The following is a 26,500-nucleotide window of genomic DNA, read 5'->3' as shown; positions in this document are numbered from 1 at the left end:
TTTCCGCCGCCGGAAATATGCGCGAAGGAAGAACCCCGGAATCGCAAAATAATAATCATCCTAATTATCAAATTTTAATTCAATTTTTCCGGTTGACGCAACAAGAAATGAAACAAATGAAGTGAAACTTTTCACTTCCGAGGAGCTTTTCTTACAGGAAGTCGCCTGGCGCTTCATGAGGCGTGGAAAGCGTCCCCGTGGCTGAATCAACTTTGGGGGGCTTTTGATTTGGGCGAAGCAGTGGGGCACGACCGGCGGCTGTGGCGCTGGGGCAGGGAGCTCATATTTGAAGACGACGCCACGGTCGTTACTTCCGCCGCGATAAGTAGCCCCATAAAGGAAGCCGCCTGAAATCAGCGGGGCCTCAAAATTTGGGGTGCGTCCGTCAGGTCCTGACAATTCCTTCAGAAGGCTGAATTCGGTTCCGTCGGTCTTGATGGAAAAAAGTACGCCGAAATTGTTGTCCCCTCCCTGGCCCGTCATTCCGTAGAGTTTTGAGTCGTAGATAGCGAGATCTCCGAGAGGAAAGCTGCCGTCGTTCGATCCTCCGGCGAACTCGTGAAGCAGGGTGAATCCTGAGCCGTCCATGTTCATCGAAAATATCACCCCCTTGTCGTTGTCTCCGCCAAGGTTGGTCATGCCGTAGAGTTTGCCGCCAGAAACGATGGGTGTTCCGAAGGGCTCTGCGCCGTCGTTCGATCCTCCGGCGAACTCGTGAAGCAGGGTGAATCCTGAGCCGTCCGGATTCATCGAAAAGATAACGCCCTTGTCGTTGTCGCCGCCCCAGCGGGTCATTCCGAAAAATTTGCTCCCTGAAAGAACGAGGGATCCGTAGGGATAACTCCCGTCGTCCACCCCGCCTGCGAACTCGTGAATAAGGGCGCTGGCAGACCCGTCCGTGTTCATGGAAAAGGCGGTACCCCTGCCGATGGACCCGCCCGCGTTGGTCAAGCCGCAGAGCTTTCCGCTGTAGAGCAGCAGCGAGGCCACAGGTAGGGCGCCGTCAGCCGGGAAACCTGCGAATTCGTGGATCAGGGTGAATCCTGAGCCGTCCGTGTTCATCGAAAATATGACACCCCAATTGCCGAATCTCCCTCCGTATACCGCAGTGCCGTAGAGCTTTCCGGCTGAATGGAGAAGGGAGCCGGTCGGATATCCGCCGTCGGTCTGGCCGGAGGCGAAATCGTGCAAAAGGGTAAAACCACCACCGTCCATGTTCATGGAATAAATTGTTCCTAAATTGTTGTCTCCACCTTGTTCGGTGATGGCGTAAAGTTTCGCGCCGTCGGTTATGAGCCTTTGCGAGTACTGGTTCGAGCCGTCGTCGTTTCCGCCAGCGAAGTCGTGAATCAAAGCGAAATCGCCGACAGCGGCGTTGATACCCGACGAAGCCAGACAAAACATCGAAAAAACGGCAAGACACATCAAAATTCTGCGTTTCATTCCGGCCCTCTTCGTTTATGCGGTGATTCAGCTTTGAGCCAATAAATCCCCTGGATGCATTGTCCCGTGCAGGGGCTGCCTTAACAGTCACTTCGGGGACATTGCTGCGCAAAACCTTGAGTGAAATTGAGTTTGTATTATCGTACACAAAGTGGGCCTTATTTGCAATAGCAGGTGGTATTTCTGCAGGTGGCGTGACGGGGTTAAATGTGAAAACGAATATTCCTCCCTTGCAGATTTCGTCCGGCTGCCGCAGTCCTTGCTTATGTCTCAAAGGCAAAGGGCCGGGCCGGATTAAAATTCTATCCGTTCGCGGCCCTTGTTTTTCCACTCGTCCTTTCCCGGTTCATATATCCGTCATTCATCTTGATTTGAGCGGCCAATGTGGTATCTAAAGAAGTTTTGTTACGGAACCGCAAGGAGGCGAAAAAGATGGAGATGCAAAAGGCCCTTCTGGCCCTGGAGGACGGGCGGTGTTTCAACTGCGCGAGCTTTACGGGCGGGGGCGAAGCGGGCGGAGAGGTTGTTTTCAACACGGGCATGACCGGCTACCAGGAGGTTTTAACGGATCCCTCCTACCAAGGCCAGATGGTCTGCATGACCTATCCCCTTGTGGGCAGCTACGGCACCAACCCGGAAGACCTCGAAAGCGACCGAATCCAGGTGGCGGCCTTTCTGATACGGGAATACCAGGAGCATCCCAACAACTTCCGCTCCACAGCAGCCCTGCGCGATTACCTGATTAGCGGAAACGTGCTTGGAATCTGCGGCTTCGACACCCGCGCCCTTGTGCGCCACATCCGCGAAAAAGGGGCCATGCGGGGTATGATCTCCACCAAGGATTTGAACCCGGCATCCCTTACAAAAAGGGTGGTTTCAGAGGTGCCAAGCATGGCGGGCCTGGACCTTGCGGGCGGAGTCTCCACGGACAGGCCCTATCGGCTCGTGAACGATGAAAAGGAGTTTGTCGGGGCATCGGACCTTAATCCCTCCGTCTGGCGCACAACAGACGGACGCCCACGGGTTACGGCCTTTGATTTCGGCATAAAGTACAACATCGCCCGAAGCCTGGAAGCCGCAGGCTGCGAGGTGGTCATCGTTCCGGCCCGGTTCGGCGCGGAAAAGGCCATGTCCCTAAAGCCTTCCGGCGTGTTCCTCTCAAACGGCCCCGGCGACCCGGAACCCCTTGATTACGCCATTGATACGGCCAGGGCGCTTGCGGGAAAAGTCCCCATGTTCGGCATCTGCCTGGGCCACCAGATTCTGGGCCTTGCCCTTGGGGCCAAAACCTACAAGTTGAAATTCGGCCACAGGGGCCTGAACCAGCCGGTGAAGAACCTGTTAAACGGCAGGATCGAGATAACCAGCCAGAATCACGGCTTCGCGGTGGATCAAAAGAGCCTTCCGGCTGACGTGGAACTTACCCACGTCAACTTGAACGACGACACCTGCGAAGGCTTCCGGCACAAGAGTCTGCCGCTTTTCGCGGCCCAGTACCACCCGGAAGCGGCCCCCGGCCCCCACGACGCCCAATACCTTTTTGATGATTTCGTCAACATGATGAAGAATCGGTAGGCTTTCCATGCCCAAGCGCACAGACATAAAGAAAATCCTCATAATCGGAGCAGGGCCGATCATTATCGGCCAGGCCTGCGAATTCGACTATTCCGGCACCCAGGCGGTGAAGGCCCTCAAGGAAGAAGGCTACGAGGTTGTATTGGTGAACTCCAACCCGGCCACCATCATGACCGACCCGGAGTTCGCCCACCGCACCTATATCGAACCGGTCACCCCGGAAGCCGTGGAGCGCATAATAGAAAAGGAGAGGCCGGACGCGGTGCTCCCCACCCTTGGAGGCCAGACGGGCTTGAACACCGCCGTTGAATGCGCCAAGCGCGGGGTGTTCGAGCGCTATGGCGTGGAGATGATAGGCGCGAACGTGGCCGTAATCGAAAAGGCCGAAGACCGCGAGCTTTTCAGAAAAGCCATGGAAAACATAGGCTTGCGCGTCCCGGCCTCGTCCTTCGTGAAAAGCGTGGCCGAAGCCCAGGAAGCCGCGAAGGTCATCGGTTTTCCCGTCATCGTTCGCCCAAGCTTCACCCTTGGCGGAACCGGGGGCGGGGTGGCCTACAACGTGGAGGATTTGGACCAGATCGCAAAAAGCGGGCTTAGCGCAAGCATGATAGGCCAGGTGATGATCGAGGAATCCATCCTTGGCTGGAAGGAATACGAGCTTGAGGTGATGCGCGACAAGAACGACAACGTGGTCATCATCTGCTCCATCGAAAACCTCGACCCCATGGGCGTACACACGGGGGATTCCATCACCGTGGCCCCGGCCCAGACCCTCACCGACCGCGAATACCAGGCCATGCGGGACGCAACCATTGCGGTGATGCGGGAAATAGGCGTGGAAACGGGCGGATCCAACGTCCAGTTTGCCGTGAACCCGGAAAACGGCGAGCTGGTCATAATCGAGATGAACCCCAGGGTCTCCCGCTCGTCCGCCCTGGCCAGCAAGGCCACCGGCTTTCCCATAGCGAAAATCGCAGCGAAACTTGCGGTTGGCTATACCCTGGATGAAATCCAGAACGACATCACACGCGAAACACGGGCATCCTTCGAGCCCACCATAGACTACTGCGTGGTGAAAATTCCAAGGTTCACCTTCGAGAAATTTTCCGGCACCCAAGACCTTCTCACCACCGCCATGAAAAGTGTTGGGGAGACCATGGCCATAGGTCGCACCTTCAAGGAAGCCCTGCAAAAGGGCCTTCGTTCGCTGGAAATCGGTCGGGCCGGTTTCGGGGCGGACGGCAAGGACCCGGAAACCCTTCCCGACCGGGCCGCCATAATCGAGAAGCTCTCCACCCCCAACAGCCAGCGGCTCTTTTACCTGCGCTACGCCCTGATATCTGGCATGACCATCGAGGAAATCCACGAAATCACCCGCATAGACCCCTGGTTCCTCTATCATTTGCAGGAGATCATAGATTCCGAGGAGTTGGTGAGAAACCTGGGTGCATCCCCTGCGCCCGAAGAACTTGCGAGGGTGAAGGGCCTTGGCTTTTCCGACCGCCAGATAGCATTTCTTACGGGAAACACCGAGCACGGCGTCAGGACGGCCCGCCTTGAGTTGGGCGTCACCCCGGTCTACAAGCTGGTTGACACCTGCGCGGCGGAGTTCACTGCGGTAACGCCCTATTATTATTCCACCTACGAGGCCGAGGACGAGTCCCGGAAAACCGACGGCAAGAAGGTGATGATCCTGGGAGGCGGCCCCAACCGCATAGGCCAGGGCATAGAGTTCGACTACTGCTGCGTTCACGCCTCCTTTGCGCTTAAGGAGGAGGGCGTGGAAAGCATAATGGTCAACTCCAACCCGGAAACAGTCTCCACGGACTACGACACATCCGACAAGCTCTACTTCGAGCCGGTCACAGCCGAAGACGTGCTATCCATCGTGGCCTCCGAAAAGCCTTACGGGGTCATCGTTCAGTTCGGCGGGCAGACTCCCTTGAACATTGTTGGCGAACTTTCCCGCGCAGGCGTTCCCATTCTGGGAACGCAGCCGGAATCCATCGAGAGGGCCGAGGACCGCAAGCTCTTCACGGTCCTTCTGAACAAGCTGGGGCTTCGCCAGCCGGAAAACGGCACGGCCCTTTCGGTGGAAGAGGCTGCGGCCATCGCGGAAAAGCTCGGTTACCCGGTGATGGTGCGGCCCTCCTTTGTTCTGGGCGGCAGGGCCATGACAGTGGCGCATGACAGGGAGAGCGTGATAAAATTCGCACGCGAGGCGGTGGAGGTTTCGCCCGGCCATCCGGTCCTTATCGACAAGTTTCTGGAGGAAGCCACGGAAATCGACGTGGACGCGGTCTGCGACGGCCACGAGACGGTGATAGGCGGGATCATGGAGCACATCGAGGCCGCCGGGGTCCATTCGGGGGACTCCGCCTGCGTGCTTCCGCCCCGGAGCCTGTCGCCCGAAATCCTGGACCAGATACGCGCCGCAACCAGGGCCCTGGCTAAGGAGCTTGGCGTGAAGGGGCTCATGAACATCCAGTACGCCGTAAAAGACGGGCTTTTGTACATTATCGAGGTCAACCCAAGGGCCTCCCGCACGGTGCCCTTTGTAAGCAAGGCCACGGGTGTGCCGCTCGCCAAGGTCGCAACAAAAGTCATGCTTGGCCGCACCTTAAAAGACCTTGGGTTCACTGAAGAAGTCGTCCTCAACCACGTGGCGGTGAAGGAGGCGGTCTTTCCCTTCAACCGCTTCCCCGGTGTTGACCCTCTTCTTGGGCCTGAGATGAAATCCACCGGCGAGGTCATGGGCATTGATGTTGATTTCGGCGCGGCCTACGCCAAGAGCCAGTACGCGGCGGGCCAGAAACTGCCCCTTTCCGGGTCTGTTTTCGTGTCCGTATCAAACCATGACAAGCAAAGCATCGTGGAAGTAGCCGAACGGCTTTCAAAGGCCGGGTTCGAGATAATCGCCACCAGCGGCACGGCGGCCTTTTTGTCCGAAAAGGGCATTCCGGCCAAAACCATAAGGAAGGTTTCCGAAGGACGGCCCCACGCGGTGGACGCCATCAAGAACGGTGAGGTGGCGCTTCTCATAAATACGTCCACAGGGAGCCGGGCGGCAAAAGACGGCTACGCTATAAGGCGCGCCGCCCTTCTGCACGGGGTGCCCTACGTCACAACCATCGCCGGGGCCAGGGCCACATGCGCGGCCATTCTTAAAGTGCAGGAGAAGGGTCTGGACGTTCGGGCCTTGCAGGATTACTATAAGTAGCGGTTTTGGGGGCATCTGGCGCAGCTTATGGCCGAAGGGCCAAACGGGGCGAACAATTTTTTGAAAAGGAGGAAGGGCGCGGCAAAAGGAGGGCATCCCTATTTTCCTTATCTTCGGGATCAAGCCTCTTTCCGCATCAAGCCTTTCCGGGAAACGACATGGAAGAATTCGAGAAGCCACGCGAAGCATGCGGAGTGTTCGGGGTCCACAACCACGAGGAAGCGGCCCGGTTATGCTATTTCGGGCTTTACGCCCTCCAGCACCGGGGCCAGGAATCGGCGGGCATAGCGGTTCACCGTGACGACGCCATCGTAAGCCACAAGGGCATGGGGCTTGTTTCCGACGTGTTCTCCCATCACGCCCTGTCCCTTCTGGAAGGCCGCACGGCCATAGGACAGGTGCGCTACTCCACCACCGGCGGCTCGGTCATCGCCAACGCCCAGCCCTTCGTGGTGCGCCACAGGAAGCGCTCCTACGCGGTGGCCCACAACGGCAACCTCGTAAACGCCCACACCCTCAGGGACGAGCTTGAAAAGACCGGCTCCATCTTCCAGACCACCATGGACACCGAGGTTTTCCTGCACCTTTTCATCAAGAACCTGGATTCCGGCCTTGAAAGCGCCCTGGTAAAAAGCGCGTCCAGGGTGAAGGGCGCTTATTCCTTCGTGATGCTCACAAGCGAAGGCGAGCTGATAGGGCTTAGGGACCCCCACGGGTTCCGGCCCCTGTGCCTTGGCCGTGCCAACGGAACATGGGTGCTGGCCTCGGAGACCTGCGCGCTCGATCTTGTGGGAGCCACCTTTGAGCGGGAAATCGAGCCCGGAGAAATCGTCATCATAACCGACAAGGGCATAAGAAGCATATCCGCCGGGGCAGCCGAAAAAAAGGCCTTCTGCATCTTCGAGTACATCTACTTCGCCCGGCCCGACTCCGACATCATGGGGCACAACGTCTACGAAATGCGCAAGGCAATGGGCCGCATTCTTGCAAGGGAGTCCGCGCCGCCTGCGGACCTTGTAATGCCCTTTCCAGATTCGGGCAACTACGCGGCCTTAGGCTACTGCGAGCAGTCGAAAATCCCCTTCGAGATGGGCATGATACGAAACCACTACGTGGGCCGCACCTTTATCCAGCCAAGCCAGAGCATGAGGGATTTCGGGGTCCGGGTGAAGCTGAACCCCGTCAAGAATCTGTTGCGGGACAAGCGCATAATAATCGTGGAGGATTCCATAATTCGCGGCACCACGGCCCGCACCCGCGTCAAGGCCCTTCGGGAGCTTGGGGTCAAGGAAATCCACATGCGGGTTTCCTGCCCGCCCCACCGCTTTGCCTGCCACTACGGCATCGACTTTTCCACGCGTGGCGAGCTTGTGGCAACCGACAAGACCGAGCAGGAACTGGCTGATCTCCTGGGCCTGGACAGCCTGCATTATCTCTCCCACGAAGGGCTTTTGGCCGCCACGGGCGAGCCCGACGCCAAAAACCTCTACTGCCGGGCCTGCTTCGACGGCCGCTACCCCGTGGACTTCGACAAGTCCCTCACCAAAGACTGCCTGGAGTGCTGAGAACGCAAGCGGTTTCGGGGGAAGGCCATGTCCATCTACGATCTTTTCAAGGGCAAAACCCGCTTTGACGGCGATTCCATGGAAAACCGCTCGGAGACCATGATCGAGTGGATTTCCACGCCGGTGAGCTTTCTGCTTGGCAAATACTTCCGGGCGGAAGTAAGGGGCCTTTCTCGAATCCCCCAAGGCGCGGCCCTTTACGTGGGCAACCACAACATGGGGATGCTTTCGCTGGATTCCTTCATCTTCGCAGCCGAAGCATTCAGAATGCACGGCATAAACGCGGTTCCATACGGCCTGGCCCACGACGCCGCCATGTTCCTGCCCCTTGCCAGGGACTTCATAGCCTCCTTTGGCGGCATAAGGGCCTGCCACGAAAACGCGGCCAAAATATTCGCAGCCGGAAAAAAGGCCATAGTCTATCCGGGCGGAGACGTGGACGCGCTTAGGCCCTTCAAGCACAGAAACCGCATAGTCTTCGGGGGCCGCACCGGCTACGTGCGCCTGGCCATCTCGGAAAACGTGCCCATAGTGCCGGTTGTGGCCGCCGGGGCCCACTCGGTTTACATCATACTCACAGACGGCCGCAAAATCGCCAAAACCCTCAGGTTCGACAAGCTTTTTAGAAGCGAGGTCTGGCCAATCACCCTGTGCCTTCCCTGGGGGCTTGTAATTGGCCCCGGCCTCTTTTTTCTGCCCTGGCCCTCAAAGATTATAATCGAAGTCATGGAGCCCATCAGCTTCGACCGCCAAGGCCCCGAAGCCGCAAGCGACGACCGCTACGTGCGCCTTTGCGCCGACAAGGTGGAAACCGCCATGCAGGCCACCCTTTCCCGCCTTGCCAGGGAGCGCAAACAAAAGGGCGGACGCCGGGGCGAAAAATCATGAAACTCCTTTCCGCGTTAAAGCCGAATCCGGGAGCCAGGGTCTCTTCCGCTTATGGCCGCGTGATGAGGAAAATCCGCATTGACGGCGATTCCCTCAAAAACCGCAACCCGTATTTGATCGACGCGCTGATTCCGGGCATAGGTTGGGCGCTTTCAAAGTATTTCAGGGCGAACGTCGCGGGCCTGGAAAGAATACCCAAGGGAGCGGCCCTCTACGTGGGCAACCACAACATGTGCACCTTCACCATGGACACCGGGATTTTTTACGGCGCGGTGTACAAGGCCCGGGGGCTTGACGACCTGCCCTACGCCCTGGCCCATGATTTCGGCGTGACCGTGCCCTTTATCTCCCATCTTGCGGTAATGGCCGGGGCAATACGCGCAAGCCACGAAAACGCGCACAGGGTGTTCGCAAAAGGCGGCAAGGTGCTTGTCTATCCGGGCGGCGAGCTTGACTCGTGCCGGCCTTTCCGCAACCGCAACAAAATAGTTTTCGGCGGACGCACCGGCTACATCCGGCTTGCCCTTTCCGAAAACGTGCCCATAGTGCCGGTGGTCACAGCAGGGGCGCAGTCGGTCTTCATCATAATCGACGACATGCCCTACGTGGCGAAACGGCTGCCCATTCCAAGGCTTTTCAGGACCGAAGTGTGGCCCCTTACTCTTTCAATGCCCTTAGGGCTCACCTTCGGCCCGCCGCCCCTTTTGATACCCTGGCCGTCAAAAATTCTGATGGAAATCATGGAGCCCATTAGCTTCGACCGCCAAGGCCCCGAAGCCGCAGCCGACGAGCCTTACGTGCGCCTTTGCGCCGACAAGGTTGAAACCGCCATGCAGGCCGCCCTTTCCCGCCTTGCAAGGGAACGCAAACAGAAACAAAGCCGCCGGGAAGCCAAATCATGAAGCATTTCCGCCTCTTGTATAAGATGGCCCCAAAGCGCCTCATTTGTATTTCAACATGCGTCCTAATTCTAACCGCCATGTTTTGGGGATGCGGAACAACTTCCGCCCCGCCCCCCAAGGCCGGTTATCCCAAGCCCTACCGCATAGGAAACGACTGGTACCAGCCCATTCCCGACGCGCGCGGTTTCGCCGAGCAGGGCGTGGCTTCCTGGTACGGGCCGGATTTTCACGGAAAGCCCACGGCCAGCGGTGAGATATACGACATGTTCGCCATGACCGCCGCCCACAAGACCCTTCCCCTGGGCACCCGCGTGAGGGTCACAAGGAAGGACGACGGCAGGAGCGTTCTGGTGCGCATAAACGATCGCGGCCCCTTTGTTTCCGGAAGGATAATCGATCTTTCCAAGGCTGCGGCCACGGAACTGGGCCTTGTGGCCGATGGGACCGCTCCCGTTGTCATGGAGGCCGTGGCCGCACCCGGCGGAACCTCGCCCGACAAGGTGAACGTGTATTACGTTGGCAAGTTCTCCATCCAGGTGGGGTCCTTCAAGGACCCGGCCAACGCGGAGAGGATGAAGAGCGGGCTTTCGGAAAAATACAACGACGTCCACGTGGTTACCGCCGAAGTCGGCGGGGAGACCTTTCACAGGGTGAGGGTCGGGAGAAGCCATACCCTGGACAAGGCCAGGGAGTTCGAGCGGGTGGTGCATAAAAAAGGATATCCGCAGGCCTTTATCGTCGCCGAATAACCAGGGGGCCTGAGAACGCGATCCGCTGTGTTGCGCTTCGCCTCGCGGCTCAATCACGTACAAAAGCGTACGCTCACTCACCACTCGCTCGCGCGCCTTGCGGCTCATCGTTCTCAGGCCCCCTGGACGAGGTGCTATTGGTTGTTTCAGACACCAGACACCAGCTTGTGATCGCCCTTACCGGGGCGGAAGGGGGCGCTGCCCACAGCAAAAGTATGGCGGCTTTATTGCGGATAAATACAGAGGTTGCGGCAAGCCGGGAATTTGCTTTTAACCTTGGGGAGAGAAATTGAAGATCGTTTTTTGCGACCGGGACGGGGTGATAAACCGGGATTCGGACCAGTACGTCAAGACCTGGGAGGAATTCGAGTTTTTGAGCGGAAGCCTTGAGGCCCTGGCAATGTTGAAAGACGCGGGCTTTTCCCTGGTCATCGTCACCAACCAGTCCATTCTGGGCCGGGGCATGATAGCGCCTGAAACCCTTTCCCGAACCCACGAAAACATGGCTAAGGCCGTAAGAGAGGCGGGCGGCGGGATAACGGACATCTTCTTCTGTCCCCACAAGCCCGCAGACGGCTGCGAATGCCGAAAGCCAAAGCCGGGGATGATTCTTTCCGCCGCAAAAAAATACGGGATCGATCCGAAAGACGCCTTCATGATCGGCGACAGCGCCAAGGACATGGACGCGGCGGGCCGCGCGGGGATCGGAAAAACGGTTCTGGTGGCCACCGGAAACGGCCTTAAGGCCCGGGCCGAGTGCATGGAAAAAAACATCCGGGTGGATCTTTTCTGCGACGACCTTCTTGCTGCGGCAAAATGGATCGCAAGCCAAAACGGAGCCTGAGATCATGCCCGAACTGACAGGCCGGGTTGCGGCCATCACCTTTCACAACGAGGAAAACCTCTTCACCATAGCCCGCCTGGATACCGAAGACGAGGGCCTGGTGCCCCTTCTGGGCAACATGGGGCGGCTGGACGTGGGGGAAAGCCTTCGGGTGACGGGCGAGTGGGAGAGCCATCCGCGATTCGGGCGGCAGTTTAAGGTCAAAAGCTTCCAGGTCATCATGCCAGCCACCGCCGACGGCATACGGGAATACCTGGGCTCCGGCCTCATCAGGGGCCTTGGCCCCTCTTTGGCCGAACGCATCGTCAACAAGTTCGGGGACAAGACCCTTGACGTGATGGATGAAAATCCGTCGCTGCTTCTAAAGGTGAAGGGCATAGGCGAAAACAAGCTGGCCCTTATGATGGAGGACTGGAAGGCCAAAAAAAGCCAGAGGGAGACCCTGGTTTTCCTCACCGGCCAGGGCATCACTCCAGGCTACGCGGGCCGCATAATGGCCACCTACGGCGATGAAACCATCTCGGTCCTTCGCCAGAACCCCTACAGGCTGGCCCTGGAGGTTTCGGGGATAGGCTTTGTCACCGCCGACGCCATAGGCCGCAAGCTCGGCATTCCCAAGGACGCGCCCGTGCGCATGGAGGCGGGCATCTTCCACGCCCTTTCCCAGGCAGCCGGAAACGGCCATTTCTACCTTCCGGAAACCGACCTCTACGATTCCGCCGCCCGCCTTGTGGACGCCGAAGTAAGCGTCGTGGCCGAGGCCGCCAACCGCCTGATACTCAAAGGCAAAATTATAGCCGACCCCCTGCCGGAGGCCGGGCGCGCCGTTTACCTGCCCACCTTCCACGCCGTGGAAACCGGCCTTGCCCGCCGCCTCGCCGCCTTTCTCTCAGTGCCCGAACACAGGGCGGATACCGATAAAAACCGGCTCCTGGAAGAGGTCAACCGCCGCATGGCCATAGAGCTTTCACCGGGCCAGCTGGACGTCCTGGCCCGCGCTGTTTCATGCCGTTTCGGCGTTATAACGGGCGGCCCCGGAACGGGCAAGACTACGCTTGTGAATTCCATAGCTCACGTCTGCGACGGAATGGGGAAAAGGATCCGCATGGCCGCCCCCACGGGCCGGGCCGCCAAGCGCTTGAGCGAGGTCACCAAAAGGGAGGCCGTCACCATCCACAGGCTCCTGGCCTACGACCCCATCCACGAGGTTTTCACCAAGAACGAGGAAAACCCCCTTGAGGCCGACATCTTCATAATCGACGAAGCCTCCATGGTGGACGCCTTTCTGATGCACCACTTCATGAAGGCCGTGCCCATGAGCGCCTCGGTGCTTCTGGTGGGCGACGTAAGCCAGCTTCCGCCGGTGGGGCCGGGCAACGCCTTAAAGGACATCATGGCCTCCGGCAGGGTTCCGGTTTTCGAGCTTACGGAAATTTTCCGCCAGGCGGAAAAAAGCCTCATCGTTCAGAACGCCCACAGGGTGAACGCGGGAAAATCCGTAATAACACTGCCCGCCGACCGGAACCCGGATTTTTTCCACATAGAGGAGGACGACCCGGAGCGCATGGTGAAAACCGTGATCCAGCTATGCTCCGAGCGCATCCCCAAGGCCTTCGGGCTGGACCCGGTAAACGACATCCAGGTCTTGACCCCCATGCACAAGGGGGCCGCCGGAACCCTGGCCCTGAACGCAGCCCTCCAGGCCGTTTTAAACCCCGATGGCGAGCTTCTGGAAAAGATGAGCCGGTCGTTTAAAGTGGGCGACAAGGTGATGCAGCTAAGGAACAACTACCAGAAGGAAATCTACAACGGCGACATCGGGGTGATAACCGGCATAGACCGGGAGGACGCGGCGCTGACGGTGCGCTTCGACACCGGCTTTGCCCGCTACGATTTTTCCGAGCTGGACGAGCTCTCCCTGGCCTACGCCACAAGCGTCCACAAGTCCCAGGGCTCGGAGTATCCGGCGGTGGTATTGTTGCTGTCAACAAGCCATTATGTTATGCTTCAGAGAAATCTCCTGTACACCGGCATCACGCGGGCGCGCAAGCTCCTGGTGCTGGTGGGCGGAAAAAAGGCGGTTTCCGTGGCCATATCCAACGACCACCAGGCCCGCCGCCTCACGCGCCTTTGCGAACGGCTTCAGGACAACAGGGACCTTGTCTATGAAGAGCCATCCTAGCTTAAAGCTCCTGCCGCTTCTTTTTCTGGCGGCCTTCCTGGTGGCAATCCTTCCGGGCAAAGGCGAGGCCGAGTTCTACCGCTACGTGGACAAAGACGGCAAGGTGCGTTATACCGACGACCCAAGCAAGGTGCCCAAGGCCGGCAATGCCCCGGTTAAAAGCTATTCCGAAGATACCGACGCCCTCACCCCGGAGGAGAAGGAGGAGCTTGACCGTGAGAGGCGGGAGCGGGACGCCCGGCGCAAGGAGGATCGGAAGGCCAAGGCAAGGGCCGAGAAGGAAAGGAAGGAGGGGCGGGGTTCCATAAAAAAGCGGGAGGAAACCAGGGTCACCATATCGAACAGCCAGGTGATCGTTCCCGTGACCCTAAGCTACCAGGGCCGCCAGGTGACCGTAAACCTTCTTCTGGACACGGGGGCCCAGGTAACGGCCATTGATATCGCCACCGCCGAGCGCCTCAACATAGAAGACCCGGAGATGGTGGCCATGCAGGTGGCGGGCGGCGGGGTTATACCCGCAGGGCTTGCCACCCTGGATCACATAAGGGTCGGCCCCAAGACAAAAAGGGGCGTTCAGGTCATCATACTGCCCCAGGCAAATTCGGGCGCAAGCTACAGCGGCCTATTAGGCATGAGCTTCCTGGGCGGCCTCCACTACACCATAGACTTCGGCAACCACGTCATACGGTGGGAGTGAAACTTACCGCAAACCGTTTCAGACTGTGCCCATCATCCCCTTTTTCGCAGCACCACCGACCGCAGAAACAGCAGAAACAGGTTTCCGAACTTGTAGACCCCCTCGTGCAGAAGGTTGAAGCGGCTTTCCCGCATATCGTGGCAGGACACGGGGATTTCGGTGATTTTAAGGCCGTCGGCGGTGGCGAGGTGAACCATTATCACCACGTAGAAGGTCTTTTTATCCAGGAAATCCAGGTATCTGCGGGCGGAAGCGGTCCTGTACGCCTTGGCGGCTATGGAATAATCGTGAAAGCCTATTCCAAGCAGAAACCGGGCCAGGATGATGAAGAGGTTGGAGACGGATTTTCTGAGCCACGGGCGCTTCTGGTTCCCCATGATCTTGGAGCCGATGACGATGTCGTGGGTTTCAAGAAGCGACACGGCCCGGTTGATGAAATCGAGATCAATGGACAGGTCCATGTCCACCGTGACGAATCTCTCGTAGCGCGCCCTTCTGATTCCTTCGGAAAACGCGGTTCCCACCTCTTTTTCATCCAGATGAAACCAGGAAATCCGGTCGTCCTTTCGGCAAAGGGCTTCAAGAATCCGGGGACTTTGGTCGGTGGAGCCGTTTTCGCCGATTATGACCTCAAAGGGGCCGATCCCGCTTTTTTCCAGGAAGTCCACAAGGCGGGCGAGGTTCCCTTCAATGAGGGCCTCCTCGTTGTAAACCGGGCAAAAAACCGTAAGTCCCCGCATAAAATCGCCGCCTTTCCCAAAAACACCGGGCCTGTTACAAATCAGGGCCGCTTGCGAGACAAATGACGGTGCGCCCCGAAGCATCCGCTGGCGCGGGCTTTCCCGCAAGGGGCGCGAAAAGGGCCGCCGCGTTCATTTCCGCAACGTCGAAGGAAAGCCTCATCTTTATGGTGCGCTCATCCAGGGGCGGCCTTCCGAAGGCGGGGACCGGAAGCGGGGCGCGTCCCTCGGCCCCTTTTTTGAGAAGGCCCTCGGCCATGCCGCGCACGGCGCGGAGTTCATTCGCCGTGGGGGGGATCGAGACGTCCATCTCTCCGTCGTGTATGATGGAGTCTCCGTGGACATCTCTCAGGATGTCCACGGCCTCCCTGCTTCGGGTCACCAGGAATTGCGGACTGACGCCGGAGGCCAGGAGCATCCTGCCGAAGAATTTCATGCGCCGGTCAACCCTGTGCCACGCGGCCTGGGGCGGCACGTCCACGAAGGATGCAGGATCGCCCTTTTCATCCTCACCGTTCAGCTTCCGAAAGAGCGCGGCCTCCTTAAGCCTTACCGCAAGAAGGGCCAGGGCGGCCTCGTACTGGGCGGAATCCAGGCTCTGGGCCGAATGGAGAAAAAGCTCGGTGGAATGATCCGGCTCCTGCTTCACAGCGCCATCCGCCCTCACCTGATCCCGGATGGCTCCCGGATGGGTGTCGTCGTAGAAGGGGGTGCGCCCGGACAGGGCCATTGCGAGCGCCGCGTCCGAGGTAAGCCCCCGGTTCACGGCTGAATGCGCGTCCCGAAGCGCCGAGGCCAGGGCCGCCCTGTCCGTTATCTCCTTCAACGGAAATGCCAGCGCCAGGGCCTTTTCCTCCGCCAGCCCTTCCAGGCGCGACCTGCCCGGAACGTCCAGGTCGGTGGGCAGAAAAACGGTGACCGGGCCGAACAGGGCCGAGAAAAACCTCGCCGCGTCGTCCGAAACATAGGTGTGGGGGAAAAAAACAGCTTCCATCAGGAATTAAAACCCTCCCGAAATGATTAATAAATCAGAACCCAGCCAGGAAAACGTCGCGCAAGGAAAGCCGACACCCAATACTTTTTCCTTTTTTCTTTTGCCCCCTTGCCCTCAAGCCTCGTCCAGGGGGGCTGAGAGAAGCACAACGCAGCAGCTCGCTCTCTCAGCCCCCCTGGCGGTAGTCTTTGAAGGAGACGCCTAGTTTTTGGGCCCGATACGCGAACTTCCTTGGCGTCGTGGAAAGGAGTTGGGCCGCCTTTCCCATGTTGCCCTGGGTGTTTTTTAAAGCGTCGATTATCATTTCGCGCTCAAGGGATATTACCGCGTCCCCTAAGGCCCGGTTGGGCAGGGTGCCTGATTCCTCGCCGGTCTGGAGGGTGGGCGGCAGGTGGTAGGAGTGGATGACTCCGCTTTCGCACAGGAGAACGGCGCGTTCTATGCAGTTTTCCAGCTCCCGCACGTTTCCGGGCCAGTGGTACTGCATGAGCATGTCGATGGCGGGTGTCGAGAAGCGCTTGATTTCCTTCCTGTTTTCTTTTGCGTAGATGGACAGGAAATGCTCGGCCAGCAAGAGTATGTCGGGTTTCCGTTCACGCAGGGGGGGCATGTAGATGGGAAAGACATTCAGGCGATAGTAGAGGTCCTCCCGGAAGGTGCCGTCTTCCACGGCCTGTTCCAGGTTCTTGTTGGTGGCGGCTATCACCCTGACGTCCACCCGTATTGTTTTTTCGCCGCCCACCCGCTCGAACTCGCGCTCCTGAAGGACCCGCAGAAGGCGCGACTGGGTGTCCGGGCCGATGGAGCCTATTTCATCCAGAAAGATGGTGCCCTTGTGGGCCAGTTCGAAGCGACCGGGTTTTTGCCGGACAGCTCCGGTGAAGGCCCCTTTTTCGTGGCCGAAAAGCTCGCTTTCGATGAGATTGACCGGAAGCGCCGCGCAGTTGACCTTGATGAAGGCCTTTTCCGCGCGCGGGCTGGAATAGTGGATGGCCGAAGCCGCCAGTTCCTTCCCGGTGCCGGATTCGCCCCTTATGAGCACCGTGGCGGTGCTCCGGCAGACCTGGGAGATCATCTGGAAGACCTCCCTCATGCGGTTGCTTGATCCCACCATGTTGTTGACGGAGTATTTTCCGGCGAGTTTTTCCTTCAGTTTCCGAGATTCCTCCCGGTGAAGCTCCTTTTCCCAGGCAAGGGCCTCCATGTGGGCGGCCTTCTGGGCCACCATGGCTGCCACCACGGTGAGAAGGTGCTCGGCCTGATCCAGGTCGTAGGCAGGGTCGTAGGAGAGGGAGACGGAAAGCGCGCCCACCGGGGAGTCGCCCTTTATCACCGGCACGCAGATGAAGGAGGTCTCCTGGCCGTCGGGTTTTGTTTCGCCGGTGCGGTTGAGAAAGAGCGGTTCCCTGCTGACCCGTGGGATCACGGCGGGCTGGCCTGTTTCGATGACCCTGCCGGTGACGCCCTCCCCTGCCTTGTAGCGGCCCTTTTTGACCGCCGTGGGCGAGAGCCCGTGGGAGACCTCGATGCGGATTTCGCGGGAGGCCGGGTTCAATATGGTGATGGCTCCGCGCGATATGCCCATTCCGTCGGCGAGGATGTCCAGCACCCTGTAGAGGGAGGGTTTGAGGTCGGTCCCGGTGAGGGCCAGGGCTATTTCGTGGAGGCAGGCCAGTACGTCTTTCATGGAACTTCAATCTCTCCCAGGGCCATGCGGCACAGGTCAACCAGAAATATCGTGGGAAGCCCGGAGTCGCGGACCTGTTGCCCCATGGCGGAGATGCACACAGGGCACAGAAAGACCATTGCATCCGCTCCGTTTGACCTGGCGTCTTCTATGTTGGCCCCGCGCATTTCGATGAGGGGCGCCCTTGCGGCAAGGGCTCCCCCGGGGTTTTCTCCGCAGCAGATGGCGTTTTCCCTGTCGAATTTCCGCTCCACCCTGGTTACGCCGATGAGGGCGAAAATCTCGTCCAGGATGGCGTCCTTTTCCGGCGCGAGACGCTGGGCGCAGGGGCGCTGAAAGGCCGCCTTCATGTTTAGCGGCCTGATTTTTGCTCGGTTTTCCGAGAGGCGCTCCAAAAGGTGCTCGTAAAGATGAATTGGTTTAAACGGCACGGGAGCGCCACGGTCCTTGGCTTCCTTTATCATGGCGTAGCAGTCTTCGTGAACGAATACTATCTCGCTTGCGCCCGTGGCCGCAAGTCTTTCTATGGTGCGGGGTGCTTCCTCCTGGGAATGGGTGAGGTTTCCCATGTGGAGATAGACTATGTGGCAGAAGAAAAACCGCCCCTTCAGCACCGGCAGGCCCTCGAAAAGCGCCCCGGTGAAGGTTTCGGGCGGCAGAAAGGTGTAGATGGTGCAAAGGCTCGCGGCCCGGCCCGCCACCCTGGGCGGAGTGAACTCGCCCTTCACCGCGAAGTGGGCGTGCATGGCGTCCACCATCTCAGGCGAAAAGTAGCGGCCCGACTCCTCCATCCGCGCGGCCAGCCGGAAAAACGGCCCCGCCTGGTTGGGACAGCGCTCCTCGCAGGCAAAGCAGGTCACGCACTTGTCGAGCCAGTCCGGGGCCTCGCCTTCGGCCAGCTTTTTCACTTCATTGGGGGCGTCTTCCGCCGAAATTCCCACAAATTTGCATTCCGAAAGACAGATTCCGCAAAAATTGCAGCGGTCCGGGTGGTGCATCGGGAAATCCTCCTCGTTGACAGAGCCGTTTGAACGGACCCGTTACAGTACGATGTCTCGCCGGATTTTTGAAGGGGATTCACAAAAAAAGCAAGAGGGAAAGAGGGAACAAGGCACTCCAAAACGTGAAAGGGGGATTCCGATAATAATCGGAATCCCCCCCTTGCACATTGTACCTCAAACATCTTGACGCTTACGCGTCCTTCTTCTCGTCGGCCTTGGCGTCCGTGGCGCAGACGGAGGCCGGGTCGTTCATGAGCTTGTAGGTCTCAAAACGCGAGTCCACCTGCTTGGCCAGAAGAGCGGAAAGGCGGGTGTACTCCTCCGGGAAGCTCTTGGCAAGGGATGCGTAGCGAACCTCGCCCGCAAGGAAATTCGAGAGGCTTCCGTCCGGTGCCTTGGAATCCAGCGTAAAGGGGTTCTTGCCCTCGTCGGCCAGAAGCGGGTTGTAGCGGTAGAGGGGCCAGTAACCGGAATTGACAGCAAGGGCCTGCTCCTCCTGGCTCTTGCCCATGCCGGCCTTTATTCCATGGTTGATGCAGGGCGCGTAGCAAATGACCAAAGACGGCCCCGGATAGGCCTCGGCCTCGGAAAGGGCCTTCATGAGCTGGTTCTTGTTGGCGCCCATGGCGACGGAGGCCACGTAGACGTAGCCGTAGGTCATGGCCATGCGGCCAAGGTCCTTCTTGGCGGTCTTCTTGCCGCTTGCCGCGAACTTGGCAACCGACCCGGCAGGGGTGGCCTTGGAGCTCTGGCCGCCGGTGTTGGAGTAAACCTCGGTGTCCATCACCAGCACGTTGATGTCCTCGCCGGAGGCCAGAACGTGGTCCAAGCCCCCGTAGCCGATGTCGTAGGCCCAGCCGTCGCCGCCGAACACCCACATGGAGCGCTTGGTCAGAAGGTCGTTCAACTCCAGAATCTCGCCTGTGTAGCTCTCGCCCTCGGCCTCGTTCATGAGGGTTTCGATCAACTCCTCGCCCGCCGACTTGCTCCCCGCCGCGTCGTTCATGTTGGCCAGCCAGTTTTCCATGGCGGCCTTGACGGAATCGGGCACCTCGTGCTCCATGGCGTGCTTCATGATGCTCACAAGGCCCTCGCGCCGGGCGTTCACGGCCTGCAACATGCCGTAGGCAAGCTCGGCGGGGTCTTCAAACAGCGAGTTGTTCCAGGCCGGGCCGCAGCCCTCCTCGTTGGCGCAGTAGGGGGTGGATGGCGACGAGCCGCCCCAGATGGAGGAGCAGCCTGTTGCATTGGCTATCATCATGCGCTCGCCGAAAAGCTGGGTGACGAGCTTGACGTAGGGGGTTTCGCCGCAGCCCGCGCAGGCCCCGGAGAACTCCATCAAAGGCGTGTAAAGCTGGCTGCCCTTCACCGAGTCGCGCTTCAGAAGGCCCGGCTTTGCGGGCACCGCCACGGCGAACTCGTGGAGGGGAACCTGCTTGGCCGTCTGGGTGTGAATGGGCTTCATAACCAGGGCCTTCTTCTTGGCGGGGCAGATGTCGGCGCAGTTGCCGCAGCCCTGGCAGTCAAGGGTGTTGACCTGCATACGAAAATGAAAGCCCTTCAGTTCCTTCCCCAGTGCGGGCAGGGTGTCGAAACCCTCCGGGGCCGCTTCCTTTTCCTCGTCGCTTAAAAGCGCCGGGCGGATGGCCGCGTGGGGGCACACCATCGAGCACTGGTTGCAGTGGATGCAGTTTTCCGGAATCCATTCGGGAACGCTCATGGCCACGCCGCGCTTCTCAAAAGCCGCCGTGCCCACCGGGAACATGCCGTCCGGGGGGAAGGCAGAAACCGGCAGGGTGTCGCCCTTTTGGGCCATAATGGGCCGCATCACGTTTTGCACGTACTCCGGCTCGTCTCCGCAACAGCAGTCGCCGTGGCTGTGGGTCTGGCAGCAGCCTTCATGGGCGTGCCCGTGGCCGTCGCAGCAGCCTGCTTCGGCGTCCACCGCACCGGCCCATGCTGCCGGGACCTTGATTTCCACAAGGTTGTCAACGGCGCGGTCAACCGCGTCGTAGTTCATTTTTACAACCTTCTCGCCCTTTTTGCCGTAAGTGTGGTCGATTTCGGCCTTGAGGTACTTCACGGCGTCTTCAAAGGGGATGACGTTTGCGAGCTTGAAGAAGGCCGTCTGCATGATCATGTTGATGCGCCCGCCAAGGCCGAGTTCCGTGGCGATCTTGACTGCATCAAGATTATAGAACTTGATCTTCTGAGCCGCGATCTGGCGTTTGAGCGAGGCGGGAAGCTCGCGCTCCAGGTCTTCCATGCCCCAGTCGGAATTCAAAAGAAAGGTTCCGCCGTCCTTCATGCCTTCCAGAACGTCGTAAAGGGCCACGTAGTTGGACTTGTGAACCGCCACGAAATCCGGCCTGTTCACCATGTAGGTGCTCTGGATGGGCTTATGGCCGAACCGAAGGTGGCTTATGGTGATGCCGCCCGATTTCTTGGAATCGTAGGAAAAATAACCCTGGGCGAACATGTCGGTGTGGTCGCCGATAATTTTAATGGCGCTCTTGTTGGCCCCCACCGTGCCGTCCGAGCCAAGGCCCCAGAACTTGCACGAGATGGTGCCTTCGGGCGCTGTCTCGAACACCGGCACCGTTTCCAGGCTGTGATGGGTTACGTCGTCCTCGATTCCAACGGTGAAGTGGTTCTTGGGGCCAAAGGCTTTCATGTTGTCGAAAACCGCCTTCACCATGGGCGGGGTGAACTCCTTGGAGGAAAGCCCGTAGCGACCCCCCAGAAGCTCGGGGCCGCCGCCGCGCTCGGAAAAGACCGTGCACAGGTCGAGATAAAGCGGGTCGCCCAAAGCGCCCGGCTCCTTGGTGCGGTCAAGGGCAGTGACGACGGTGGCCGTGCCGGGAAGAGCGGCCAGGAAATGATCGGCTGAGAAGGGCCGGTAGAGGCGCACCTTCACGAGTCCCACCCGCTCGCCGTTTGCAACGAGATTGTTGACAACTTCCTCTATGGTTTCGCAGCCGCTTCCCATGGCAACGATCACGCGCTCGGCTTCCGGGTGGCCCACGTAGTCGAAGGGCCTGTAGGGGCGGCCAGTGAGAGCCCCCACCTTTTTCATGTATTGCACAACCGTGGGAACGATGGCGTCATAATATGGATTGGACGCCTCCCGGCCCTGGAAAAAGGTGTCCGGGTTCTGGGCGGTTCCGCGAAGGGTCGGGTTTTCCGGGTTCATGGCCCGCGAACGGAACTCGGCAAGCGCCCCGTAGTTCACAAGTTTCGCCATGTCGGCGTAGTCGATCACCTCTATTTTCTGGATCTCGTGGCTGGTGCGGAAGCCGTCGAAAAAGTGCAGAAAGGGAATCGATGCGTCAATGGCGGCAAGGTGGGCAACGAGGCCCAAGTCCATGACCTCCTGCACCGAGGCCGAGGCCAGAAGGGCGAAGCCGGTCTGGCGCACGCACATCACGTCGGACTGGTCGCCGAAAATTGAAAGGGCGTGGGTGGCGATACTGCGCGCCGTTACGTGAAAGACCGCCGGGAGAAGCTCGCCCGCGATCTTGTACATGTTGGGAATCATCAACAAAAGGCCCTGGGAGGCCGTGTATGTGGAGGTGAGGGCTCCGGCGCAGAGGGAGCCGTGAACCGCGCCTGCGGCTCCCGCTTCGCTCTGCATCTGGCGCACCCGCAAGGCCTGGCCGAAAATGTTCTTGCGGCCTTCGGCAGCCCACTCGTCAACGGTTTCGCCGATGGGGGTCGAGGGCGTGATGGGGTAGATTGCGGCCACCTCTGAGAGGGCATATGCAACGTGGGCGGCTGCGGTGTTTCCGTCCATTGTTTTCATCTTGGGGGCCATTTTGAAAAATCCTCCTTGTTTGTTGAATGGCGGCCAACGCCCGAAAGCGCCGGTTCCGCTTTGGGGAAAATTTCGATATTATTTCATGACTGACGCCCCTGTAAAGACCAAAGTGGGGTGTTTTACAAAAATTTGATGAAAACGGCGGGCGGAAAGGAAAGTCGGCGGGCGGCAGTGGGCAGTGGGCGGTGGGCGGTGGGCAGTCGGCAGTCGGCAGTGAAAAGGCAGGAGAGCAGCAGTTGATGGAAAATGCAGATTGCCCCGGTGCGGGTGGCCCCGGCAACTCGTTGCCGGGGTGCGAAGCACAAGAGCATCTTTATTTTAAAGCAAGAACTATTAAATAAAAAACTTGTATTTTTCAGAGAGCTTTGGTAAACTTATATTGCGTGGGTATAAGTTTTTTGCGAGCCAGTAGTTTTTTTTAAAGGCTTCAAACTGAATCAGTTGAAAACTCCCCCTTGACATATTAAAGAAAATCAATTAGGCAATTCACCCCAATAGGGTGCCGAGCGTAAGCGGGCGATTCTATTTTGATGGTTGTGTGCTGGTTAAGACACAAGCCAACAACAGAGAGGAGGTGGCAAGGTGAGTGAGAAAGAACTAAGCATAACGTCGGACGCAAGAAAGTTTAAAATGCGCCCGACAGAAGATGCAACCAAAGAAAAACTTAAAGCCATGAGCGCACGGTATGAAAAGGCATTGCAAGACGGCAAGGCCTTTCGTGAATCAGAAAAGCGGAAGTATGGCCGCGTGCCTGTTGGTCTTGAAGAATAAATATTCGGGGACTCATGTGAATTCATTCTAAAATGCAAAATTAAAAAAGAGGGTATGGCATTAAAGCCGCCCTCTTTTTTAATTTTAGGGGTCAATGATATGAAACCTGGACATATCGCGGTGGAAAATAGTTTCATTCAATTTGCCGAAAAGTTTGGTTCCCCAAGGCCTTTGCAGCGAGTTCTCTCATTGATGAGGATGCATGGACAGCTTAAAGATATATATACCGAAGAATGTACTTGGGGGGGAGAAGATTGTTCAGAACAATTTTGTGGGAAGAAATATAATAGCTGTAAAAAATATATTGGGGCATTAGATGACTATGGTTTTAGGCTCGTGGAAAAAAAGTGCACTAAAATATTTTTTCTTAATATGCAAAGAAATGGTGACCCTTCAGAAAAAATTGATGGAAATGCGCTAATAGGCTTTTGTATTGTCCATTGCGATATATTGCATACTGTTGACGGTAGAGATATTAGACGTTCGTATCTCACAGAAACATTGATGCCTACGCCACATGATAATAAATATTGGATCACATTAAATAATTATAAAACCGAAATTTTAGTTGATGGCCGCACAATTTTTTTGAACGGTGATTATTTTTCGCAACAAAATGGATACACCAACTGTTGTGCGCATGCAGCCATAAAAATGACTACCAAAGGTTTAGCTTGCAATGTTTATGCAGAGGATATAAATGAAAAGTTAGGAATAGACCATAAATCGCAAAAGGGAAATGATGGATTAAACCCTGATCAAATTTGTACAGCCATTGAATCAATATGTGATGGAATATCTACAACCATTATCGATTTAAATGGATTAAAAAATAGACTCGAATTTTTAAGAGTGTTGTACCATACAATAGAATCGAGATTGCCAGTAATATTGCTATTTAAGCATCCAGGCCACGAAGGTCATGCAATAGCAATAATTGGCCACACCTTTAACGCGCATAGTTGGTGGCCATATTCATTAAAGTTTTATTTTGCAGATGAAAATACAACGGATATAGACTATTTGCCGAGTGTTTTGTGGTGTGATAACTTCGTTGTGCAAGATGATAATTGGGGACCGTATTATTTGATTAACTCGGATTTTTTTAGGGGAGTGTCTATCCAGCAAAAAGCTAAAGAAGATAATAATGGAAAATATCTCCCGAATGATGGTATGGATACCAATTTTGGTGAAACAGAAATGATGGCTGTACTAATATATCCTAAAGAAAAATCATTCGTAATAGATGGTTTTAATATAGAGCCTAATGCGGTATCAAGTTTGTATAGAGTTGTTGATGGCTTGCAGGATATTATTGAAACAACAGACATCAATTTCAAAAGATTTTTTTATAATGCATATCAAAATAAACATCTTATCATTAGAACTTTTATTTGTGAAAAAAATATATATCTTGATTCATTAAAAAATATCATCACCGACAGTGACGTTAAAAAAGATATTGAGAATTATTTACCAGAAACTTTTTGGATTTCTGAAATTAGCATTCCAGAATTATTTTGGGCAAACCAACATAAAGTCGGCGAAATTATAATAGACCCATTAAAATTTCAACAAAACAATGAAGCTGGTACGATTTTAATACGATTGCCATTTGTCGCATGTTTAATTGCTGAAGATAATGTTTATTGTGCACAATATGAACAAAGTTATCCTCATCATCCTTTAATAGCAGTTCCATAGCTATTAAAATGATTTATTAATATGTAAAAATCCTTCAAGCCAGCGGATAACACGCCTTGTTGCCCTGCCTATGATTGCTCTTGCGTACTGTGGAATTGGATTTCCGGCCAGTTTTCTTTGGTGTGGGAAAGACGCCAGTCGCTTGAGGCGAGGTAGGTGAGGCGCCCCTCTGTGTCGGTGGCCATGTGGGCGCGGAATTCGGACGTGAAGCGGTCCAGGGCCTTTTTATCGTCGGCGGTCACCCAGCGGGCCACGGCGTAGCTGGTGGTCTCGAAGACCGTTTCAACGCCGTACTCGGCCAGAAGGCGCGAGGCTGTGACGTCGAACTGCAGGACGCCCACCGCTCCCAGGATGTAGTCGGAGGAATCCGTTGGCCGGAAAACCTGTATGGCCCCCTCCTCGGCAAGCTGGGTGAGGCCCTTTGCAAGCTGCTTGGTTTTGAGCGGATTCTTGAGGCGCACCCGCTTGAACTCCTCGGGCGCGAAATTGGGAATGCCCACGTATTTCAGCGGCTCCTTTTCGGAAAAGGTGTCGCCGATCTTGATGGTTCCGTGGTTGTGAAGGCCGATTATGTCGCCGGGAAAGGCCTCGTCAACATTGGTGCGCTCGCGGGCCATGAACATGGTGGCATTGGAAAGGGTCACTTCCTTGCCGATTCTGTGATGCATCACCTTCATGCCACGGGTGAACCGGCCGGAACACACACGCACGAAGGCTATGCGGTCCCTGTGGGCCGGGTCCATGTTGGCCTGGATTTTGAACGCGAAGCCCGTGAAGGCTTCTTCGTCGGGCGACACCACGCGGGTTGCGGCGGCCCTGGGAAGGGGCGGAGGGGCCATTTCCACCAGGGCGTCCAGCACTTCCTTTACGCCGAAGTTGTTCACCGCGCTGCCGAAAAAAACCGGGGTCTGGGTGCCGGAAAGGTAAAGATCGAGATCAAAGGGGTCAGCCGCGCCCTCCAGAAGCTCCACATCCTCCCGGAGCTTTTCCGCCGCGCTTTTCCCGACGTAGTCGTCAAGCCTTGGGTCGGAGAGGTCCTCTATCACCACCTCGTCGTCGTCCCGCCTGTCCGCTCCCGGACGGAAGAGCCTGATGCGCTTTTTATAAAGGTCGTAAACCCCGGCGAAACCCTTTCCCATGCCGATGGGCCAGGAAAGGGGCGCGCACTCCACCTGGAGCTTTTCCTCGATGTCGGCGATGATGTCCAGGGGCTCCATGCCCTCGCGGTCAAGTTTGTTGATGAAGGTGATGATGGGGGTGTTGCGCATCCGGCACACCGCCATGAGCTTTTCCGTCTGGGTCTCCACGGCCTTTGCGGAATCTATCACCATGAGGGCCGAGTCGACTGCGGTGAGCACCCGGTAGGTGTCCTCGGAAAAATCCTGGTGGCCGGGGGTGTCCAGAAGATTGACGTCGAAATCCCGGTACGAGAAATTCATCACCGAGGTGGTGACGGAAATCCCGCGCTCCTTTTCGATGCTCATCCAGTCGCTTGTGGCGTAGCGCGAGCTTTTGCGCGCCCGCACCGCACCCGCAAGCTGGATGGCCCCGCCGAAAAGCAGGAATTTTTCCGTGAGCGTGGTCTTGCCCGCGTCAGGATGGCTTATGATGCCGAAGGTTCTTCTCCGGGCTATCTCTTTTTGCAGCTCGTTCATATAAAAATGCGAGAGAGGATTTGCGGGGGAGGGAGGGGAAACCTTTTTTGAAAAAAAGGTTTCCCC

Annotated in this window: 18 protein-coding genes; 11 read left to right on the top strand and 7 right to left on the bottom strand. The window is 57.2% G+C overall.

Annotation, left to right across the window (positions count from 1 at the left end; all coding sequences use genetic code 11):
• Positions 1–60 precede the first annotated feature (60 nt).
• Positions 61–1,443, bottom strand: coding sequence for a hypothetical protein (locus tag HZB23_00090; protein ID MBI5843048.1), 1,383 nt, complete (start codon positions 1,441–1,443; stop codon positions 61–63).
• Positions 1,444–1,875: 432 nt separating this feature from the next.
• On the opposite strand from HZB23_00090, the gene carA reads away from it, so the two are divergent.
• The 9 genes from carA (at position 1,876) to HZB23_00045 (ending at position 14,065) form a co-directional block, all read left to right on the top strand.
• Positions 1,876–3,018, top strand: a complete 1,143-nt coding sequence (gene carA / locus HZB23_00085; GenBank protein MBI5843047.1) for a glutamine-hydrolyzing carbamoyl-phosphate synthase small subunit — start codon at positions 1,876–1,878, stop codon at positions 3,016–3,018.
• Between the two features lie 7 nt (positions 3,019–3,025).
• Complete coding sequence (carB, locus tag HZB23_00080; GenBank protein MBI5843046.1) at positions 3,026–6,238, top strand: carbamoyl-phosphate synthase large subunit; 3,213 nt, start codon at positions 3,026–3,028, stop codon at positions 6,236–6,238.
• Positions 6,239–6,396: 158 nt separating this feature from the next.
• Positions 6,397–7,803: an amidophosphoribosyltransferase gene (locus HZB23_00075; GenBank protein MBI5843045.1), complete on the top strand. Its 1,407-nt coding sequence runs from the start codon at positions 6,397–6,399 to the stop codon at positions 7,801–7,803.
• A 27-nt stretch (positions 7,804–7,830) separates the two neighbouring features.
• The gene (locus HZB23_00070; GenBank protein MBI5843044.1) at positions 7,831–8,691 is read left to right on the top strand and encodes an acyltransferase family protein; all 861 of its coding nucleotides are present in this window, start codon (positions 7,831–7,833) and stop codon (positions 8,689–8,691) included.
• Positions 8,688–9,593: an acyltransferase family protein gene (locus tag HZB23_00065; GenBank protein ID MBI5843043.1), complete on the top strand. Its 906-nt coding sequence runs from the start codon at positions 8,688–8,690 to the stop codon at positions 9,591–9,593. The genes HZB23_00070 and HZB23_00065 overlap by 4 nt, the downstream gene beginning before the upstream one ends.
• Positions 9,590–10,342 (top strand): septal ring lytic transglycosylase RlpA family protein, encoded by a 753-nt coding sequence (locus HZB23_00060; protein ID MBI5843042.1) that lies wholly within the window; start codon positions 9,590–9,592, stop codon positions 10,340–10,342. Before HZB23_00065 ends, HZB23_00060 begins: the two co-directional genes overlap by 4 nt.
• Positions 10,343–10,631: 289 nt before the next feature.
• Positions 10,632–11,186 carry a D-glycero-beta-D-manno-heptose 1,7-bisphosphate 7-phosphatase gene (gene gmhB / locus HZB23_00055; protein ID MBI5843041.1) on the top strand — a complete coding sequence of 185 codons (555 nt, stop codon included), beginning with the start codon at positions 10,632–10,634 and terminating at the stop codon, positions 11,184–11,186.
• A gap of 4 nt (positions 11,187–11,190) precedes the next feature.
• Positions 11,191–13,368: an ATP-dependent RecD-like DNA helicase gene (locus HZB23_00050; GenBank protein ID MBI5843040.1), complete on the top strand. Its 2,178-nt coding sequence runs from the start codon at positions 11,191–11,193 to the stop codon at positions 13,366–13,368.
• Positions 13,352–14,065 carry an aspartyl protease family protein gene (locus tag HZB23_00045; protein ID MBI5843039.1) on the top strand — a complete coding sequence of 238 codons (714 nt, stop codon included), beginning with the start codon at positions 13,352–13,354 and terminating at the stop codon, positions 14,063–14,065. Before HZB23_00050 ends, HZB23_00045 begins: the two co-directional genes overlap by 17 nt.
• A gap of 32 nt (positions 14,066–14,097) precedes the next feature.
• On the opposite strand, the gene HZB23_00040 is transcribed toward HZB23_00045, so the two are convergent.
• The 5 genes from HZB23_00040 to nifJ all read right to left on the bottom strand — a co-directional run bounded on the left by HZB23_00040 (position 14,098) and on the right by nifJ (position 22,301).
• On the bottom strand, positions 14,098–14,805 hold the full coding sequence (locus HZB23_00040; protein ID MBI5843038.1) for a glycosyltransferase family 2 protein: 708 nt from the start codon (positions 14,803–14,805) through the stop codon (positions 14,098–14,100).
• Between the two features lie 34 nt (positions 14,806–14,839).
• Positions 14,840–15,799: a hypothetical protein gene (locus HZB23_00035; protein ID MBI5843037.1), complete on the bottom strand. Its 960-nt coding sequence runs from the start codon at positions 15,797–15,799 to the stop codon at positions 14,840–14,842.
• A 166-nt stretch (positions 15,800–15,965) separates the two neighbouring features.
• The gene (locus tag HZB23_00030; protein MBI5843036.1) at positions 15,966–17,486 is read right to left on the bottom strand and encodes a sigma 54-interacting transcriptional regulator; all 1,521 of its coding nucleotides are present in this window, start codon (positions 17,484–17,486) and stop codon (positions 15,966–15,968) included.
• On the bottom strand, positions 17,483–18,484 hold the full coding sequence (locus HZB23_00025) for a (Fe-S)-binding protein (protein MBI5843035.1): 1,002 nt from the start codon (positions 18,482–18,484) through the stop codon (positions 17,483–17,485). The genes HZB23_00030 and HZB23_00025 overlap by 4 nt, the downstream gene beginning before the upstream one ends.
• Positions 18,485–18,677: 193 nt before the next feature.
• Complete coding sequence (gene nifJ, locus HZB23_00020) at positions 18,678–22,301, bottom strand: pyruvate:ferredoxin (flavodoxin) oxidoreductase (protein ID MBI5843034.1); 3,624 nt, start codon at positions 22,299–22,301, stop codon at positions 18,678–18,680.
• Positions 22,302–22,886: 585 nt separating this feature from the next.
• Here nifJ and HZB23_00015 point away from each other — a divergent pair.
• Together HZB23_00015 and HZB23_00010 are read left to right on the top strand one after the other, a co-directional pair.
• A complete protein-coding gene (locus tag HZB23_00015) occupies positions 22,887–23,075 on the top strand; it encodes a hypothetical protein (GenBank protein MBI5843033.1) in 189 nt (62 codons plus the stop codon).
• A 54-nt stretch (positions 23,076–23,129) separates the two neighbouring features.
• Positions 23,130–24,779, top strand: coding sequence for a hypothetical protein (locus HZB23_00010; GenBank protein MBI5843032.1), 1,650 nt, complete (start codon positions 23,130–23,132; stop codon positions 24,777–24,779).
• Positions 24,780–24,847: 68 nt separating this feature from the next.
• Here HZB23_00010 and HZB23_00005 read toward each other — a convergent pair whose 3' ends face one another.
• Positions 24,848–26,434, bottom strand: a complete 1,587-nt coding sequence (locus HZB23_00005; protein MBI5843031.1) for a peptide chain release factor 3 — start codon at positions 26,432–26,434, stop codon at positions 24,848–24,850.
• Positions 26,435–26,500 lie beyond the last annotated feature (66 nt).

The sequence above is a fragment of the Deltaproteobacteria bacterium genome, from assembly GCA_016235345.1.
In the GTDB taxonomy this organism is placed as follows: Bacteria; Desulfobacterota; Desulfobacteria; order Desulfobacterales; family Desulfatibacillaceae; genus JACRLG01.
This window is presented reverse-complemented; position numbering and strand designations above follow the sequence as displayed.